This window comes from Nostocoides veronense (assembly GCF_039531185.1).
Lineage (GTDB): Bacteria > Actinomycetota > Actinomycetes > Actinomycetales > Dermatophilaceae > Nostocoides_A > Nostocoides_A veronense.
The window spans coordinates 116,005-133,449 of record NZ_BAAAPO010000006.1 but is presented as its reverse complement, the minus strand read 5'-3'; the positions used below and the strand labels follow the sequence as shown (position 1 = coordinate 133,449).

Annotated in this window: 16 protein-coding genes and 1 pseudogene; 2 read left to right on the top strand and 15 right to left on the bottom strand. The window is 67.0% G+C overall.

Annotation, left to right across the window (positions count from 1 at the left end):
* Nucleotides 1–32 precede the first annotated feature (32 nt).
* Nucleotides 33–260: a FitA-like ribbon-helix-helix domain-containing protein gene (locus ABD225_RS01735; protein ID WP_344080322.1), complete on the top strand. Its 228-nt coding sequence runs from the start codon at nt 33–35 to the stop codon at nt 258–260.
* Nucleotides 261–280: 20 nt separating this feature from the next.
* Nucleotides 281–649, top strand: a complete 369-nt coding sequence (locus ABD225_RS01730) for a type II toxin-antitoxin system VapC family toxin (RefSeq protein WP_344080319.1) — start codon at nt 281–283, stop codon at nt 647–649.
* Nucleotides 650–713: 64 nt separating this feature from the next.
* Here the strand turns inward: ABD225_RS01730 and ABD225_RS01725 are convergent, their stop codons facing one another.
* The 15 genes and pseudogenes from ABD225_RS01725 to ABD225_RS01655 form a co-directional block, all read right to left on the bottom strand.
* Complete coding sequence (locus ABD225_RS01725; RefSeq protein WP_344080316.1) at nt 714–1,715, bottom strand: polyprenyl synthetase family protein; 1,002 nt, start codon at nt 1,713–1,715, stop codon at nt 714–716.
* Nucleotides 1,716–1,718: 3 nt separating this feature from the next.
* A complete protein-coding gene (gene nuoN, locus ABD225_RS01720; protein WP_344080313.1) occupies nt 1,719–3,281 on the bottom strand; it encodes an NADH-quinone oxidoreductase subunit NuoN in 1,563 nt (520 codons plus the stop codon).
* On the bottom strand, nt 3,281–4,816 hold the full coding sequence (locus ABD225_RS01715) for an NADH-quinone oxidoreductase subunit M (protein WP_344080694.1): 1,536 nt from the start codon (nt 4,814–4,816) through the stop codon (nt 3,281–3,283). Before ABD225_RS01715 ends, nuoN begins: the two co-directional genes overlap by 1 nt.
* Nucleotides 4,816–6,726 carry an NADH-quinone oxidoreductase subunit L gene (nuoL, locus tag ABD225_RS01710; RefSeq protein ID WP_344080691.1) on the bottom strand — a complete coding sequence of 637 codons (1,911 nt, stop codon included), beginning with the start codon at nt 6,724–6,726 and terminating at the stop codon, nt 4,816–4,818. The genes ABD225_RS01715 and nuoL overlap by 1 nt, the downstream gene beginning before the upstream one ends.
* Before the next feature lie 44 nt (nt 6,727–6,770).
* Nucleotides 6,771–7,070: an NADH-quinone oxidoreductase subunit NuoK gene (nuoK, locus tag ABD225_RS01705; RefSeq protein ID WP_344080310.1), complete on the bottom strand. Its 300-nt coding sequence runs from the start codon at nt 7,068–7,070 to the stop codon at nt 6,771–6,773.
* Complete coding sequence (locus ABD225_RS01700) at nt 7,067–7,837, bottom strand: NADH-quinone oxidoreductase subunit J (RefSeq protein WP_344080307.1); 771 nt, start codon at nt 7,835–7,837, stop codon at nt 7,067–7,069. The genes nuoK and ABD225_RS01700 overlap by 4 nt, the downstream gene beginning before the upstream one ends.
* Nucleotides 7,838–7,851: 14 nt before the next feature.
* A pseudogene (gene nuoI / locus ABD225_RS01695) lies at nt 7,852–8,388 on the bottom strand (NADH-quinone oxidoreductase subunit NuoI); the annotation flags it as partial.
* Nucleotides 8,381–9,745, bottom strand: a complete 1,365-nt coding sequence (gene nuoH / locus ABD225_RS01690; RefSeq protein ID WP_344080304.1) for an NADH-quinone oxidoreductase subunit NuoH — start codon at nt 9,743–9,745, stop codon at nt 8,381–8,383. The pseudogene nuoI and the gene nuoH, both read right to left, overlap by 8 nt.
* A complete protein-coding gene (locus ABD225_RS01685) occupies nt 9,742–12,165 on the bottom strand; it encodes an NADH-quinone oxidoreductase subunit G (RefSeq protein WP_344080301.1) in 2,424 nt (807 codons plus the stop codon). The genes nuoH and ABD225_RS01685 overlap by 4 nt, the downstream gene beginning before the upstream one ends.
* A complete protein-coding gene (gene nuoF, locus ABD225_RS01680; protein WP_344080299.1) occupies nt 12,162–13,469 on the bottom strand; it encodes an NADH-quinone oxidoreductase subunit NuoF in 1,308 nt (435 codons plus the stop codon). Before nuoF ends, ABD225_RS01685 begins: the two co-directional genes overlap by 4 nt.
* A gap of 1 nt (nt 13,470) precedes the next feature.
* The gene (gene nuoE / locus ABD225_RS01675; RefSeq protein ID WP_344080297.1) at nt 13,471–14,322 is read right to left on the bottom strand and encodes an NADH-quinone oxidoreductase subunit NuoE; all 852 of its coding nucleotides are present in this window, start codon (nt 14,320–14,322) and stop codon (nt 13,471–13,473) included.
* Complete coding sequence (locus tag ABD225_RS01670; RefSeq protein ID WP_344080295.1) at nt 14,322–15,701, bottom strand: NADH-quinone oxidoreductase subunit D; 1,380 nt, start codon at nt 15,699–15,701, stop codon at nt 14,322–14,324. The genes nuoE and ABD225_RS01670 overlap by 1 nt, the downstream gene beginning before the upstream one ends.
* Before the next feature lies 1 nt (nt 15,702).
* Nucleotides 15,703–16,470: an NADH-quinone oxidoreductase subunit C gene (locus tag ABD225_RS01665; protein WP_344080292.1), complete on the bottom strand. Its 768-nt coding sequence runs from the start codon at nt 16,468–16,470 to the stop codon at nt 15,703–15,705.
* On the bottom strand, nt 16,467–17,048 hold the full coding sequence (locus ABD225_RS01660) for a NuoB/complex I 20 kDa subunit family protein (protein WP_344080290.1): 582 nt from the start codon (nt 17,046–17,048) through the stop codon (nt 16,467–16,469). The genes ABD225_RS01665 and ABD225_RS01660 overlap by 4 nt, the downstream gene beginning before the upstream one ends.
* Nucleotides 17,049–17,068: 20 nt before the next feature.
* Entirely contained in the window at nt 17,069–17,431 is a 363-nt protein-coding gene (locus tag ABD225_RS01655) for an NADH-quinone oxidoreductase subunit A (protein ID WP_344080287.1), read from the bottom strand.
* Between the last annotated feature and the right edge of the window lie 14 nt (nt 17,432–17,445).

The window sequence follows — 17,445 nt, the reverse complement described above, 5'->3', positions numbered from 1 at the left end:
GTAAAACGCTTGCATACTGCTAGCATGTCGTCATGACAACGCTGTACGTCCGGGACGTTCCCACCGAGGTTGCGGCAACGTTGAAAGAGCGTGCAGCGGCGGCGGGGATGTCGTTGTCCGCCTATGTCGCGGCCGAACTCACCCGGATGGCCGAGCGGCCCACCAATGCAGAGATCGTGGAACGCCTCCGTCGACTCGACCGGAGCCAGGGGCCATCGTCGTCTGACATCGTCAATGTCCTCGGGCAATCTCGGCGATGATCGTCGTCCACGCCTCGGCAATGGTCGAGGCGCTGATCGGCCGAGACGTTGACGAGAGCCTTCTGGATGTCCTTGCCGGCGATCTCGCAGCACCGCACCTGCTGGATATCGAGGTCCTCTCAGTCCTGCGCGGTCTGACCCTGAGCCAGAAGCTGCCAGTCGCCCAGGCCGACACGGCTTGCGCCCATCACTTCGCCCTAATGATCGACCGGCACGACATCGCACCCTTGGCTGGCCGCATCTGGGAGTTGCGTCACCAGTACACGACCTACGACGCCGCCTACCTGGCGCTGGCGGAGATCCTAGATGTGCCGATTCACACCTGTGATGCGAAACTCGACAGCGGCGGCCACACCGCAACCGTTCGCATCCACCCGCAAACGCACTAAACGCCGCTGCGGTCGATGAGGGCCGCGACGGTGCAGCGGCACACCATGTCTGGCTGAGAGACGATCAGCCGTCGCGGCGCACGACGCGGTCGGCGAGGTGGGCCAGGGCGGCCGTGACCTCACCCTGCGGCAAGGCGGCGAGGATGTCCTTGGCGCCGGCGGCGACGGCCTCGGTCTCGGCGCGGGCGCGGTCCATGGCCGGGTGCGGCCGAAGCAGGGCGAGCGCTTCGGCGACCTGATCCTCGCTCGGCTCGCTAAGGCGCAGTAGGTGCTGCAGGCGGGCATCAGCCGGGTCCTGGGAGGCCAGGGCGTGAATGATCGGCAGCGTCCGCTTGCCCTCACGGATGTCGGTGCCGGGCGCCTTGCCGAGAACATCCATCTCCGAACTGATGTCGATCAGGTCGTCGGCGAGTTGGAAGGCGACACCGATCCGCTCGCCATACTCGATGAGCGTCGCGATCGTCTCCCGCGAGCAGCCGGACAGCAGCGCGCCATAGCGCGCGGCGGTCGCGATGAGCACGCCGGTCTTGTCGGCGAGCACGCCGAGGTAATAGGCGTTCGGGTCCTGACCGGGTGGGCACGCACGATCATCGCGGATCTGGCCCGAGCAGAGCCGGATGAAGGTCTGGCTCTGGATCTTGACGGCCTCCGGGCCGAGGTCGGCGATGATGTCCGAGGCCGTGCCGAAGAGCAGGTCGCCGACGAGGATCGCCGTCGAGTTGTCATACTTCGCGTTCGCCGACGGCGCCCCGCGCCGGGTGAGCGCATCGTCCATAACGTCGTCGTGATAGAGCGAGGCGAGGTGGGTCAGCTCGACACCAGCCGCGGCCGCGACGACATCGTCATTGATCCCCGAGCCCAGTTCGGCCGCCAACAGCGTCAGCAGCGGCCGGAAGCGCTTGCCGCCGGCGCGCAGCAGGTGGGCATTGGCCTCGGCGATGAACGGATCGTCATGATCAACGCGGGCCGTGAGCAGGTCCTCGACGGCGGCCAGGCCGAGATCGAGGCGAGCCTGCAGCCCCGGGGAGATCCCCGGGAGCGCAGGAGCGGGTGCGGGAGTGACCATAGGTCAGCGGATGAACTGGCTGGCCTGGTTGGCCAGGTCGAGCACCGGTGCCGGGAAGACGCCGAGCGCGACCGTCAAGATCACGGCGACGGCCAGACCGACGGTCGTCAGGATGGACGGGTTAAGGGCACGAACCTCGCCTTGTGCCTCGCTGAAATACATCAGCACGATGACTCGGACATAGACGAAGGCCGTAACCAGGCTGCACAGCACACCGATGACGACAAGCACGGCCGAGGTGGTCCCGCCATGGGCGATCGCCGGGGCGAAAGCCGCGAACTTGGCGGTGAAGCCAGAGGTCAGCGGGATGCCGGCGAAGGTCAGCAGCAGCAGCGCGAAGATGCCGGCAACCACGGGGTGCCGCTTGCCCAAGCCACTCCACTGCGCGATGTGCGAGGCCTCGGCGCTGCCCTCGCGGACCAGGGCGACGATACCGAAGGCGGCGATCGTGGCCAGGCCGTAGGCCAGGACATAGAACATCACGCCGGAGACACCGGTCGCATCGAACGCGAGAACACCGACGAGGATGAAGCCGGCGTGGGCGACCGAGCTATAGGCCAGGAGGCGCTTGATGTCGGTCTGCGTCACGGACAGCACCGAGCCGACGATCATCGTCAGCGCGGCGATCGCCGCCACACCCATCCGCCAGTCCCAGCGGTCCGCATCGATGCCGGTGTATGCCAGTCGCAGGATCGCCCCGAAAGCGGCCAGCTTGGTGCAGGCGGCCATGAAGCCGGTGATCGGCGACGGCGCGCCTTGGTAGACATCCGGGGTCCACTGGTGGAAGGGCACGGCGCCGACCTTGAAGAGCAGGCCGACGAGCACGAGCAAGACACCCGGGAGCAGCAGTCCCTCGACATCCGCCGGGGCGGTGGTGATGGCCTGGCTGAGGGCGGAGAACTTCACCGAGCCGGCATACCCGAACAGCAAAGCGGACCCGAAGAGGAAGAAGGCGCTGGAGAAGGAACCGAGGAGGAAGTACTTCAGGGCGGCTTCTTGCGACAGCAGGCGACGGCGACGGGCGAGGCCAGTCAGCAGATAGAGCGGCAGCGAGAGAACTTCCAGCGCGACGAACATGACCAGCAGATCGCCGGCGGCCGGGAAGATCATCATGCCGGCGACGGAGAACAGTGCCAGCGGGAAGACCTCGCTTGTGCCCCAGCCGGCGCGGGTCGCGGCCGCCTCTAGCGGCGAGCCGGGAACGGCGGCGCCCATGGGGGTGAAGGCGTCCGCTCCGGCGCTGGAGAACTTCTCGGCCATCAGCAGGACCGATAGGAAGGACAGCAACAGCACTGAGCCCTGCATGAAGAGCGCAGGACCGTCGATGATCATCGCGCCGTCGAGGGTCGCGCCCTTGTTGTCGACGGCCTTCCACACCAGCGCGCCGAAGGAGGCAGCGATCGTGAGCAGGGCCAGGGCAACCTGGATGGAGTGGCGCGACGAGCGCGGCGCGAAGGCGTCGACGAGGACGCCGATCAAGGCGCCGCCGAAGACGATCAGCACGGGCAGGATGGCCCAGTAATTGATCTCGGCGACCGTGAAGGCGGTCGGCAAGAGCGTGGTCATCACTTCTCACTCCCAGTGGAAACGGCGGCGGGAACGACCGGCACGGGATCGCTCACCCCCACCTCGGTGAGGACCCGCTGCACCGCGGGATTGAGGACGTCAAGAACCGGCTTGGGGTAGACGCCGAGGATCAGGAAGCTCGCGATGAGCGGGGCGACAACCCACTTCTCACGCCAGTTCAAGTCCTTGGCTTCGACGCCATCCGGCTTGGGCCCAGTCATCAGGCGCTTGTACATCCACAGGATGTAGATCGCCGCCAACACGATCGCCAAGACCGCGATCGAGGCCACGCCGCGGTAGCGCGAGAAGGTGCCGATGATGACGAGCACTTCAGAGACGAAAGAGCTCAGGCCCGGCAACGCGAGGCTGGAGAGACCGCTGATCAGGAAGGTTCCGGCGAGGATCGGGGTGACCCGCTGCCAGCCGCCATAATCCGAAATCTTGGTGCTGCCGTGGCGGGCGATGAGCATGCCAGCGATGAGGAACAGGCCCGCGGTCGAGAAGCCGTGGTTGATCATGTAGAGCGTCGAGCCGGCGCCGGAGACGGACGTCATCGCGAAGATGCCCAGCACGATCAGGCCGAAGTGGCTGATCGAGGTGTAGGAGATCAGGCGCATCATGTCGTTCTGGGCGATGGCCGCGAAGGCGCCATAGAAGATCGACACGACCGCGAGCGCGATGACCACCGGGGTCGCCCACTTGCTGGCCTCCGGGAAGAGCTGCAGGCAGAAGCGCAGCATGCCGTAGGTGCCGACCTTGTCCAGGACACCGACGAGCAGGGTGGCCGTGGCGGGCTTGGCCACGCCGGCCGCATCCGGCAGCCAGGTGTGGACCGGCCACATCGGCGCCTTGACCGCGAAGGCGATGAAGAAGCCGACCCAGAGCCACTTCGCCAAGGTGGGATCGATGTCCAGCCCCGTGAGGTTGGAGATCAGGAAGCCCTCCTTGCCGCCGGGGCCCTGGAAGTAGAGGCCGATAACGGCCGCCAGCATTACGAGACCGCCCGCGAGCGAGAAAAGCAGGAACTTCAGCGCGGCCGCTTGCCGGCCCGGTCCGCCATACCCACCGATGAGGAAGTAGACCGGGATGAGCATCGCCTCGAAGAAAACGTAGAACAAGAAGACATCGGTGGCCGCGAAGACGCCGACCATGAAGGTCAGCAGCAGCAGCGTCCACGCGAAGTAGTTCTTTTCGCGGGTGCCGCCTTCGGGCACGTCATGCCAGGCGGCGAGGATGCAGACCGGGGTGAGGATGAGCGCGAGCAGGATCAGCGTCAACGAGATGCCGTCGACCCCGAGGGCGTAGGAGACGCCGAAGCTGGGGATCCACTCGTGGATCTCGGAGAGTTGGAACTGCGAGATCGCATTGCGGTCGAACTGCGCGACCGAGCCCACGCCGACGGCGAGGGTGGCGAGCGAGAAGGCGAGCGCCAGCTCTTTGGCCCGCTCGGCCATCGCGGCGGGGAGGGCGGCGATGAGCGCGGCGCCGACGAGCGGCACCACCATCATCACCGTCAGCCAGGGGAAGTTCTCCATCAGTTCATCACCCACAGTGCACCGAGGACAGTGACGACACCGGCGAGCATCGTCAGGGCGTAGGAGCGTGCATAACCGTTCTGCAGGCGCCGCAATCGCGTCGAGGCGGCACCGGTCAGCTTGCCGAGGCCCATCGCGCCGCCGTCGACCAATTCGTTGTCGGTCCAGATGACCGAGCGCACGAGCTTGATTCCGGGCCACATGAAGATCGCCTCGTTGAGGTCGTCTTGGTAGAGGTCCTTGCGGGCCGCCTGGGTCAGCGCATTGCCGGCCGGGGCGTTGACCGGGACCTCGTCGCGGCCATAACGAACCCACGCCAGGCCGGCGCCGAGGGCGACAAGGATCAAGGTCGCCGCCATCAGGACCGGGACGGCGATCACCGGCTCGTGGTGCTCGTGATGCCCGGTGACCGGCTCCAGCCAGTTGCTGAAGATATTCGTCGGACCGAGGATCAGGCCGAGGGCGGCCGAGCCGACCGCCAAAACCATCATCGGCACCGTCATCGTCAGCGGCGACTCGTGCGGGTGCTGCGGCGGGTCATCGGTCCAGCGGGCCTTGCCGTGGAAGGTCATGAAGAACAGGCGCGACATATAGAAGGCGGTCACGCCGGCGCCGAGCAAGGCAGCGAGGCCAAAGACCCACGGGCGCCAGCCTTCGCCGACGAAGGCGGCCTCAATGATTTTGTCCTTGCTCCAGAAACCGGAGAAGGGCGGGACACCGAGGATCGCCAGCCAGCCGAGGCCAAAGGTGATCCACGTGATCTTCATGTACTTGCCGAGGTCACCGAAGCGGCGCATGTCGACCTGGTCGTGCATGCCGTGCATGACCGAGCCGGCCCCGAGGAACATCCCGGCCTTGAAGAAGCCGTGGGTGATCAGGTGGAAGATCGCGAAGGCATAGCCGATCGGGCCGAGGCCGGCGGCGAGCATCATGTAGCCGATCTGGCTCATCGTCGAGGCGGCCAGCGCCTTCTTGATGTCGTCCTTGGCGCAGCCGACGATGGCGCCATAGGTCAAGGTGATCGCGCCGACGACCGCGACGGCAAGCTGCGCGTTCGGGGCGCCCTCGAAGATCGCGTGGCTGCGCACGACGAGGTAGACACCGGCGGTGACCATCGTTGCGGCGTGGATGAGCGCCGAGACCGGCGTCGGGCCGGCCATGGCGTCTCCGAGCCAGCTTTGCAGCGGGAACTGTGCCGACTTGCCACAGGCGCCGAGGAGCAGGAGCAGACCGATGGCGGTCAGCGCCGCGGTGCTCGCCCCGCCGACGCCGGCGTCGACGCTCGCGAAGTCGACGGCACCGAAGGTCGCGAACATCAGTGAGATGGCGAGGGCCAGGCCGATGTCACCGACGCGGTTGACCCAGAAGGCCTTGTTCGCGGCGGTGGCATAGGCCGGGTTGTGGTTCCAGAAGCCGATCAGCAGGTATGACGCGAGGCCCACGCCTTCCCAGCCGACGAAGAGCAGGAGGTAGGAGTCCGCGAGGACCAGCAGCAACATGGAGGCGACGAAGAGGTTCAAGTAGGCAAAAAAGCGCCGCTTGTCCGGGTCGTGGCTCATGTAGCCGAGGGAGTAAACGTGGATCAAGCTGCCCACGAAGGTGATCAGCATGACGAAGCTGATCGACAAGGTGTCGATCTGCAGGCCCGCCTGGAGGTTGAAGGCCCCGGCCGGGATCCAGTCGAAGAGCACCTGGTGGGTGGATCGCTGCTCCGGGTCGACCGCCGCCAACTGAAGCAAGGCGACGACCCCGAGGCCGAAGCTCGCCCAGGACAAGCCGGTCGCCATGGCCGGTCCGAAGCTATTGGTCGCCTTGCCGCCGAGCAGCAGAATCGCGGCGCCGGCCAGCGGCAACGCGATCAGCAACCAGCCGGCCATGGAGACGGCGTCCGAGGACGTCGTGCTCTCCATCGCGATCTGGGTCAGGAGGGTGGACACGATGTGTTATCCCCTTCTCAGTACTTCAGCAGGTTGGCGTCGTCGACCGAGGCCGAGCGGCGGGCACGGAAGATCGCCATGATGATCGCGAGGCCGACCACGACTTCGGCGGCGGCCACGACCATGACGAAGAGCGCGATCGCCGCTCCGTCGATGGTTTCGTGCATGCGTCCGAAGGTGACGAAGGCGAGGTTCGCGGCATTGAGCATCAACTCGATGCCCATGAAAACCATCAGGGCGTTGCGTCGCGTCAGCACCGTCGCGGTGCCGATCGTGAACAGGATGATCGCGAGATAGATGTAATTCATCAAGCTCATCGCGCGCTCCCCTCCTCGATCTCCTGGTGCGGGTCGTGCTCGGCGGCGCTGAACAGACCGGGCCGGGCCACCTGGTCGCGGGCCTGCAGCGTGCGGGAGACCGACAACTCGGTCGGGGTGCCATCGGGCAGCAGGGCCGGGGTGTCGACGGCATTGTGTCGGGCGTACACACCCGGCGCGGGCAGACCGGAGACGAACTCGCCGCGCTGGAAGCGGCGGCGCGCCCACTCGCGCTGGTTGGGCTTCTCGCCCATCCGCTCCCGGTGCGAGAGCACCATGGCGCCGAGCGCCGCGGTGATCAGCAGCGCCGAGGTGATCTCGAAGACCCAGACGTACTTGCCGAAGATGACCTCGGCCATCGCCGAGATATTGCCCGGGCTGGCGTTGATCGCATTCAGGTTGGGCGTGCCGGTGACGGTGATGCGCCCGATCATCCCGATCAGCAAGGCGCCGAGGCCGAGGCTGAGCAGCAGGGTCAGCCAACGCTGCCCCTTGAGGGTCTCGACGAGGGAGTCGGAGGAGTCGACGCCGATGAGCATGACGACGAAGAGGAAGAGCATCATCACGGCGCCGGAGTAGACAGACATCTGCACCACACCGAGGAAGGGTGCGCCCTGGCCGATGTAGAAGATGCCGAGGATCGCCATCGTGAAGGCGACGCCGAGGGCAGCGTGCACGGCCTTGCGCGCGAACAGCAGCCCGAGTGCGGAGAGCACCGACAGCGATCCGAGGATCCAGAAGGTGACAGCTTCAGCGGTTCCGGTCATCGCGAGCCTCCTTCGACCTTGCCGAGGTAGTAGTCGCGCTCCTGCATCCCGTCGGCCATCGCGTGCGGCGGGGCGTCCATACCGGCCTGCAGCGGAGCGAGCAGTTGCTCCTTGGTGAAGATCAGGTCGGCGCGGCTGTCATCGGCGAGCTCGTAGAAGTTGGTCATCGTCAGCGCCCGCGTCGGGCAGGCCTCGATGCACAACCCGCAGAAGATGCAGCGCAGGTAGTTGATCTGGTAGATACGCCCGAAGCGCTCTCCCGGCGAGAACCGGCCGGTGCCACCGGGCGTGTCGTCATTGTCAGCGCCCTCGACGAAGATCGCGTCCGCGGGGCATGCCCAGGCGCACAACTCGCAGCCGACGCATTTCTCCAGCCCGTCGGGATGCCGGTTGAGCTGGTGACGGCCGTGGAATCGCGGCTGGGTGGGGCGCTTGACCTCGGGGTATTCCTCAGTCTTAACCTTCTTGAACATCGTCGCGAAGGTGACTCCGAAGCCGCCAACGGGCGCGAACATCTCGGAGAAGAAGCCGGGCTTGTCCTTCTCAGCCATGGATCACTGCCTTGCTCGAATCGGCCTGGGATTCCCCGGCGCTCTCGCGCAGGCGCTGACCGGGGAGCGGCGGCACGGGATAGCCACCGGCGAAGGGGTCGATCTCCGGGGGCACGACAACCGCGCGAGCTTCAGCCCGCTTGACCTGCCGGCCTTCCCAAATCCAGGTCGCGGCCAGCACCAGCAGGGCCAGCACGCCGATGACGATCAGCGATGCGAGTCGCCGCTCGGCGCCGAAGATATTCACGGCGCGATCGCCGAGGAAGCCGTTGTTGGCGGCCTGCAGGAAGGCGATGGCGACGACCCACACGATCGTGACCGGGATGAGGAATTTCCACCCGAAGTGCATGAACTGGTCGTAGCGGGTGCGGGGCAGGGCGCCACGCAGCCACACGAAGAAGAACATGAACATCCAGAGCTTGATGGTGAACCACAGCAGGCCCCACCAGCCCTCGTTGAACATGCCGTCATTGATCGCCGCGATGCCGGGCGGGGCCTGCCAGCCGCCGAGGAAGACGGTGGTGGCCAGGGCCGCGACGGTGAACATGTTGACGTACTCGGCGAGGAAGAACATCGCGAACTTCAGCGAGCTGTATTCGGTGTGGAAGCCACCGGTCAACTCACCCTCACCCTCGGCGAGGTCGAAGGGCAGTCGGTTGGTCTCGCCGACCATCGTGATGACGTAGATGACGAAGGAGACCACCAACGGGATGATGTGCCAGATATCGCGCTGGTTGGCGACGATCTGCGAGGTCGACATCGAGCCGCTGTAGAGGAAGACCGCGACCAGCGATAGACCCATCGCGATCTCGTAGCTGACGATTTGGGCGCTGGAGCGCAGACCGCCGAGCAGGGGGTATGTCGAGCCGGAGGACCAGCCGGCGAGCACCACGCCATACGCCCCGACCCCGGCGACCGCCAGCATGAGCAGCACCGAGACGGGGACATCGGTCAACTGCAGGGGCGTCCTATGCCCGAACAGGCTGACCTCGGGGCCAAGCGGGATGATCCCGAAGGAGACAAAAGCCATCGCGCCGAAGAAGGCGGGCGCGAGGATGAAGACGACCTTGTCGGCGTTCTTGGGCGTCAGGTCTTCTTTGAGGGCCAGCTTGACGCCATCGGCGAGGGTCTGCAGCAGGCCGAAGGGGCCGGTGCGGTTGGGGCCGGGACGCTGCTGCATACGGCCGATGACGCGCCGCTCGAACCAGATGACCAGCAGAGTGCTGAGCAAGAGGTAGACGAAGATCAGCAGCGCCTTGACCAGCGAGAGCCACCAGGGGGTGTCGCTGAAGTCGGCGATCGGATTGTCGCGGGGCACATAGGGCTCCGCCGCCGCGAGGGCGGTCAGGACGGTCATACGGCACCTCCGGTGGTGAGGGTGACGAGGGAACCGGCGCCGGCCCCGAGGGTGGCGACCCGGGAGCCGGCCGAGTTGGTCGGCACCCACACCACGCCCTCGACCATCTCGGTGATGGCTAGCGGGAGCGTGATCGCGCCATCCGGCCCGGTGACGGTGACGTGGTCGCCGTCGACGGCACCGAGGGCGGCAGCCCCGGCGGGCGAGAGGCGCGCCACGGCCTTGGGCGCTGTGCCCGCGAGGAAGGGCTCGCCGTCCTGCAGGCTGCCCTTGTCGAGCAGGTGATGCCAGGTGGCCAGGACATACTGCCCGGCGTTCAGGGCGGGCAGGGTGGCGGCGACGGCTTCCGGGCGCGGCGCGCGCGGGCCGGTCCACGGGCCGAGAGCGGCCATCTCGGCCTGGACCTGCGCCAGGCTGCGGGTGCCGAGGAACTCTCCGAGCTCGCCGGCGAGCAGGTCGAGGACGCGATAGTCGGAGAGTGCATTGGTCTCCAGCGCGGCCTCGAAGGGCCGGACCCGGCCCTCCCAGTCCACGAAGGTGCCCGATTTCTCGGCGTGCGGGGCGACGGGCAGGACGACATCGGCGTACGCGGTCACGCTGCTCGGGCGGTATTCGAGGGAGACGACGAAGGCCTTCTCCAGAGCGTCATAGGCCGTGTCGTCACCGAGGTCGGCGGCGTCCACGCCGCCGACGACCAGGGCGCCGAGCGCACCGGACGCGGCAGCCGCGATCATGCCGGCGGTGTCGAGGCCGACGTCGGTCGGCAGCGACGCAACACCCCACGCCTTGGCGACCTCGTCGCGGGCGGCGATATTGCCGGCCGGGCGGCCACCGGGCAGCAGGCCGGACAGGGCGCCGGCCTCCAGGGCGCCGCGCTCACCGGCGCGGCGGGGAATCCACGCCAAGGCGGCGCCGGTTTCCTCGGCGAGGGTCAAAGCGGCGGCAAGCGCACCCGGCACCATCGCGAGACGTTCGCCGGCGAGGATCAGGCTGCCCTCGCCCGAGACGGCCTCACGAGCCACCTCCGAGGTGAGGATTTCGGTCTCGGTGCCCGGCGCCGCGGGGATCAGGGCGCCCGCGAGCTTGGTTAGGCCGCGGGTGGCATAAGGCGCGATCGAACTGATCTGGGTCTTGTTGCGGCGCATCGCCTTGCGCAGGCGCAAGAACACGATGGGGCTTTCCTCTTCCGGCTCGAAGCCGACGAGCAGCACCTTCGGCGCCTTCTCGATATGCGCGTAGGTGACGCTGCCACCCTCGGGGCCAGTCGCGGCCACCGCGGCGGCGAGGAAGCGGGCCTCGTCCTTGGTATGCGGGCGGGCCCGGAAGTCAATGGCATTGGTGCCGAGGACTGTTCGCGCGAACTTGCCATAGGCATACGCGTCCTCGCTGCTGATCCGGCCGCCGGTCAGGACACCGGCCTTGCGACCCTGCAGGCCAGCCGCTGCGGCGGCCAGGGCCTCAGGCCATGAGGCGACCTCGAGCTGACCGCTCGCGCCGCGCACGAGGGGCAGCGAGATGCGGTCACCAACGGTGGGTGAGGCGAAGGCCCAGCGGCCCTTGTCGCAGTTCCACTCGTCGTTGACCTCGGGGTCGTTGATGGCCATCCGGCGCAGCACGGTGCCCCGGCGGTGGTCGGTGCGGATGGCGCAGCCGCTGGCGCAGTGCTCGCAGGCGCCGGGCGTCGAGACCAGGTCGAAGGGGCGCGAGCGGAAGCGGTATGCCGCACCGGTCAGGGCTCCGACCGGACAGATCTGGACGGTATTGCCGGAGAAATAGCTCTCGAAGGGCTGGTCTTCGTAGATGCCGACCTGCTGCAGCGCGCCGCGCTCGACGAGCGCGATGAACGGGTCACCGGCGATCTGGTCGGAGAAGCGGGTGCACCGCGCGCACAGGACGCAGCGCTCGCGGTCGAGCAGCACCTGCGAGGAGATATTGATCGGCTTGGGATAGGTGCGCTTGAAGTCTTCGAAGCGTGAGACCGGCCGGCCGCTGGACATCGCCTGGTTTTGCAGCGGGCATTCCCCGCCCTTGTCACAGACGGGGCAATCGAGCGGGTGGTTGATCAGCAGCAGTTCCATGACCCCGTGCTGCGCCTTCTCGGCGCCGGGGCTGGTGAACTGGGTCTTGACGTCCATGCCCTCCGAGACCGTCATGACACAGGACGGCTGCGGCTTCATCCGCCCGGGCGGGCCCTGCATCTGCCGCAGTGCGCCGGGGGTGCCATCGGGTCCGGGCGGGCCGGGCAGGGCCACCTCGACCAGGCACTGGCGGCAGGAACCCTGCGGCTCCAGCGACGGGTGGTCGCAGAAGCGGGGGATCTGGATGCCGATCTGCTCGGCGGCCCGGATGATCAAGGTGCCCTTGGGCACCGAGACCGGGATGCCGTCGATGGTCAGATTGACCAGGTCCTGCGCGCTCATACGGACGCCTTCTCTGTGGCGAAGAGGGCGGATGCGTCCCGGTCGAAGGGACAGCCGCCGTGTGTCAGATGTGCGATGTACTCATCGCGGAAGTACTCGATGCTGCTGGTGACGGGCGAGGTCGCGCCATCACCGAGCGCACAGAAGGACCGCCCGAGGATGTTGTCGCTGATATCGAGCAGTTTGTCGAGGTCTTCTTCGTCACCGACGCCATGCTCGAGACGGCCCAAGATCTGCTTGAGCCACCAGGTGCCCTCCCGGCAGGGCGTGCACTTGCCGCAGGACTCGTGCTTGTAGAAGTCGATCCACCGGTCGACGGCGCGCACGACACAGGTGGTCTCGTCGAAGATCTGCAGAGCTCGGGTGCCGAGCATCGAGCCAGCCTTGGCGACCGAGTCGAAGTCGAGCGGAATGTCCAGGTGCGCGTCGGTGAACAGCGGCGTGGAAGACCCACCCGGAGTCCAAAACTTCAGCTTCTTGCCGCCGCGCATGCCGCCGGCCATGTCGAGCAGTTCACGCAAGGTGATGCCGAGCGGGGCTTCATACTGCCCCGGCCGGGTGACATGCCCGGAGAGGGAGAAGAAGCCGAAGCCCTTGGAATTTTCGGTGCCCATGGCGGCGAACCAGTCGGCGCCGTGCAGCAGGATCGGCGGCACCGAGGCGATCGACTCGACATTGTTGACGACGGTCGGACGGGCATACAGGCCGGCGACGGCCGGGAATGGCGGCTTGGAGCGCGGCTGGCCGCGACGGCCCTCGAGGCTGTCGAGGAGCGCGGTCTCTTCACCACAGATATAGGCGCCGGCCCCCGCGTGCACGGTGACATCGAGGTCGAAGCCGGAGCCGTGAATGTTCTTGCCGAGGTGACCCGCGGCATACGCCTCCTCCACCGCGCGCAGCAGGCGGCGGTAGACGTGGACGACCTCGCCGCGCAGGTAGATGAAGGCGTGGTTGCAGCCGATGGCGTAGGAGGTGATCGCGACGCCCTCGATGAGGAAGTGCGGTGCCGCCATCATCAGCGGAATGTCCTTGCAGGTGCCCGGCTCGGACTCATCGGCGTTGACGACGAGGTAGCGGGGACCGCCGTCCGGCGGGGGGAGGAAGGACCACTTCATGCCGGTCGGGAAGCCGGCGCCGCCGCGGCCGCGCAGGCCGGAGTCCTTGGTCATCGCCACGAGAGCGGACTGCTCCATACCGAGGGCCTTTTTGAGGGCTTGGTAGCCGTCATTGTCCTCGTAGGTGCCCAGCGTCCAGCTCTGCGGGTGGTCCCAGAACTTGGAGAGAATCGGGGTCAGCGTCGTCATCTCACTCCCCTGCCTTGTCGTTGGCGGTGCTCTCGCGAGCGCCCTGGAGCGACTCGCCGGCGGCATCGCGGACCACGGCCCGCTCATCCTTGACCTGACCGGCCTGCTCGGCCGCGTCAGCGGGCGCCCCCGATGCGGAGTCGCCTGGTGCTGTCCACCCGTGCTGGTGGGCGACCTTGAGGCCCTCGATGCTCGCGGGACCAGCGCCGACGCCCTGGTCGGCGAGGCCGTCGGGGAAGCCGGCGAGCACGCGCGACATCTCCTTGAAGCTGACCTGACGGTCCGGGCCGCGGCTCGGCTTGACGGCGACGCCGGAGCGTAGGTCGTCGACGAGGGCGATTGTGGACTCGGGGGTCTGGTTGTCGTAGAACTCCCAGTTGACCATCACGACCGGTGCGAAATCGCAGGCCGCATTGCACTCGACGCGCTCGAGCGTGATTTTGCCATCGCGGCTGGTCTCGTCGTGCTCAAGGTCGAGGTGCTCGCTGACCGCCTCCCAGATGCGGTCGCCGCCCATGATCGCGCAGAGCGTGTTGGTGCAGACGCCGACGGTGTACTCGCCATTGGGGTGGCGTTTGTACTGGGTGTAGAAGGTCGCCACCCCGCTGACCTCGGCCTCGGTGAGGTCGAGCTCTTCGGCGCAGAAGCTCACGCCGCGGCCGGCGATATAGCCGTCGACCGACTGCACGAGGTGCAGCATCGGCAGCAGCGCGGAGCGCTTGACGGGATAACGCGCGATGATCGCCTGGGCGTCGCGGTGCAGCGAATCTCGGATGTCATCGGCATAGGGCTCCTTGCTCTCCGCCGAGACATGCAAGAAGCCGGAGGCCGTTTGTTCGCCGTAATGCTCCATCAGCGGTCGACTCCTCCCATCACAGGATCGATAGAGGCGACGGCGACGATGACATCGGCGACCTGGGCGCCCTCGCACATCGCGGCCACGGCCTGCAGGTTGTTGAAGCTCGGCTCGCGGAAGTGCACGCGATGCGGGCGGGTGCCACCGTCGGAGACGGCATGGCAGCCCAGCTCGCCCTTGGGGGACTCGACCGCGACATAGGCCTGTCCGGCCGGCACGCGGAAGCCCTCGGTGACCAGCTTGAAGTGGTGGATCAAGGACTCCATGGAGGTGCCCATGATCTCCTTGATGTGGGCCAGGCTGTTGCCCATGCCGTCGGGGCCGACGGCCAGCTGCGCCGGCCAGGCGATCTTCTTGTCCTCGACCATGACCGGGCCGGGGTTGTTCTGCAGTTCGTCGATGACCTGCTCAACGATCTTCAAGGACTCGAACATCTCCTTCACGCGCAGCCAGAGCCGGTCGTAGGCGTCGGCGCCGGTGCGGGTGAGGACCTCAAAGTCGTACTTCTCGTAACCGCAGTAGGGCTGGTCCTTGCGCAGGTCGAGCGGGTACCCGGCGCTGCGGAGCATGGGGCCGGTGACGCCGAGCGCCATACAGCCGGTGAGATCGAGGTGCCCGACGCCGACCATGCGGCCCTTGAGGATCGGGTTCTCGAGCATCAACAGTTCGAGCTCGTGAAAGCCCTGGCGCAGCAGCGGGATCATCTCGCGGATTGCCTGGATGGCGCCGGCGGGCAGGTCTTGCGCGACGCCGCCCGGGCGGATGTAGGCGTGGTTCATCCGCAGGCCGGAGATCATCTCGAAGACCGACAGGATGCGCTCGCGCTCGCGGAACCCGACGGTCATGACCGTGGTCGCGCCCATCTCCATACCGCCGGTGCCCATGCAAACCAGGTGGCTGGTGATGCGGTTGAGCTCCATCATCAGCACCCGGATGGCGCTGGCGCGCTCGGGGATCTGGTCGGTGATGCCGAGCAGCTTCTCGACGGCCAGGCAGTAGGCGGTCTCGGTGAACAGCGGCATGACGTAGTCCATGCGCGTGCAGAAGGTCACGCCCTGAACCCAGGTGCGGAACTCCATATTTTTCTCGATGCCGGTGTGGAGGTAGCCGATGCCCGCGCGAGCCTCGGTGACCGTCTCACCTTCGAGTTCGAGAATCAGGCGCAGCACGCCGTGGGTGGACGGGTGCTGCGGGCCCATGTTGACGACGATGCGTTCTTCGGGGCGCGACCCCACCTCGCCGACGATGTCGTCCCAGTCGCCGCCGACGGCATTGAAGACGCGGCCGGACTCCTCCTCGCCGGAGGCGGCATACACATCCACGCGCTCGTCGGTCTCATCGACCTCGGCCTCGCTGAAAACGGTTGACTCGCTCATATCAGCTGTACGACCTCCGCTGGTCGGGCGGCGGAACGGTCCCGCCCTTGTATTCCACAGGAATCCCGCCGAGCGGGTAATCCTTGCGCTGGGGGTGGCCCGGCCAATCGTCGGGCATCAGGATGCGGGTCAGCGCCGGGTGCCCGTCAAAGATCACGCCGAACATGTCCCAGGTCTCACGCTCGTGCCAGTCGGCGGCGGGATAGGTCGGGACGACGCTGGGGATGTGCGGGTCGGCGTCGGGGGCGGTCACTTCGAGGCGGATGCGACGCCCGCCATTGGTGATCGACATCAGGTGGTAGACGACGTGGAGTTCGGCGCCGGTCTCGGCGGGATAGTGCACGCCGGAGACGCTCAGGCATAGCTCGAAGCGCAGGCTCGGGTCGTCACGCAAGGCGCGCGCGACCGCGGCGAGGTGCTCACGAGCGACGAAGAAGGTGATCTCGCCGCGGTCGATGACCACCCGGTCGATGCCGCGGCCGGTGGCGGCCTCCAGGGCATCGGCGATTGCGTCGAAGTCGCCGCCATAGGGGCGAACAGCGGCGGCGGGGAACAGGATTGGGCTGCGCAGCCCGCCATATCCGGAGGTGTCGCCGGTGTCGTGCGCGCCGAACATGCCGCGGCGCTCGCCGCGCTGAACCGGCTCGGGGATGGTGCCGGGCTCGGCCGGCAGGTTCTCGGCGACTGGCGGTTGAACATCCGTTTTGGCTGCCTGGTCGATCGCGGACTCGTTGACCGCGGGCGTCTCCGTCTTAGGGGTCTCGCTCATGCCAGCAGGCTCCGTCGCTCGCCGTGGTCGTGCGTGGGCGCCATCAGCGCGGTCGGCGTTGCCTCGAGCGCGGCCGCCTCGGCGGCGCGGGCGGCGGCCACCCGGTTCACGCCCAGCTTGGAGTGCTGGATCTGGTCGTGCAGCGTCAGGATCGCGTTCAGCAGCATCTGCGGGCGCGGCGGGCAGCCCGGGAGATAGACATCAACCGGGATGATGTGGTCGACGCCCTGGACGATGGCGTAGTTGTTGAACATGCCGCCGGAGCTGGCACAGACGCCCATCGAAATGACCCACTTGGGCTCGGGCATTTGGTCATAGACCTGGCGCACGACCGGGGCCATCTTCTGGCTGACCCGGCCGGCGACGATCATCAGGTCCGCCTGGCGCGGGGTGGCGCTGAAGCGCTCCATGCCGAAGCGGGCGATGTCGTAATCCGGCGTGCCGACGGCCATCATCTCGATGGCGCAACACGCCAGACCGAAGGTGGCCGGCCAGATCGAACTCTTGCGCATATAGCCCGCGACCTGCTCAACGGTCGTGAGCAGGAATCCGGCAGGCAGTTTCTCTTCGATACCCATAACTGGTCCTTAGGGTCCCTTCAGTCCCAGTCCAGGCCGCCGCGGCGCCAGACATAGGCGTAGGCGACGAAGACCGTGAGGATGAACAGCACCATCTCGACGAGCGCGAACAGGCCAAGGCCTCCGAACGCGACGGCAAATGGATAGAGGAAGACCGACTCGACGTCGAAGATGATGAACAGCATCGCCGTCAGGAAGTACTTGATCGGCACGCGGCCACCGCCCTCAGCCTGGGGGCTGGGCTGGATGCCGCATTCATAGGCGTCCATCTTGGCGCGGTTGTATCGCTTCGGCCCGGTCAGGGGCGCGATCGCGACCGAGAAGATCGCGAAGCCACCACCGATCGCTAAGAAGAACAACAGCGGGACATAGGGGTTGGTCATCGCTGCTCAACTCC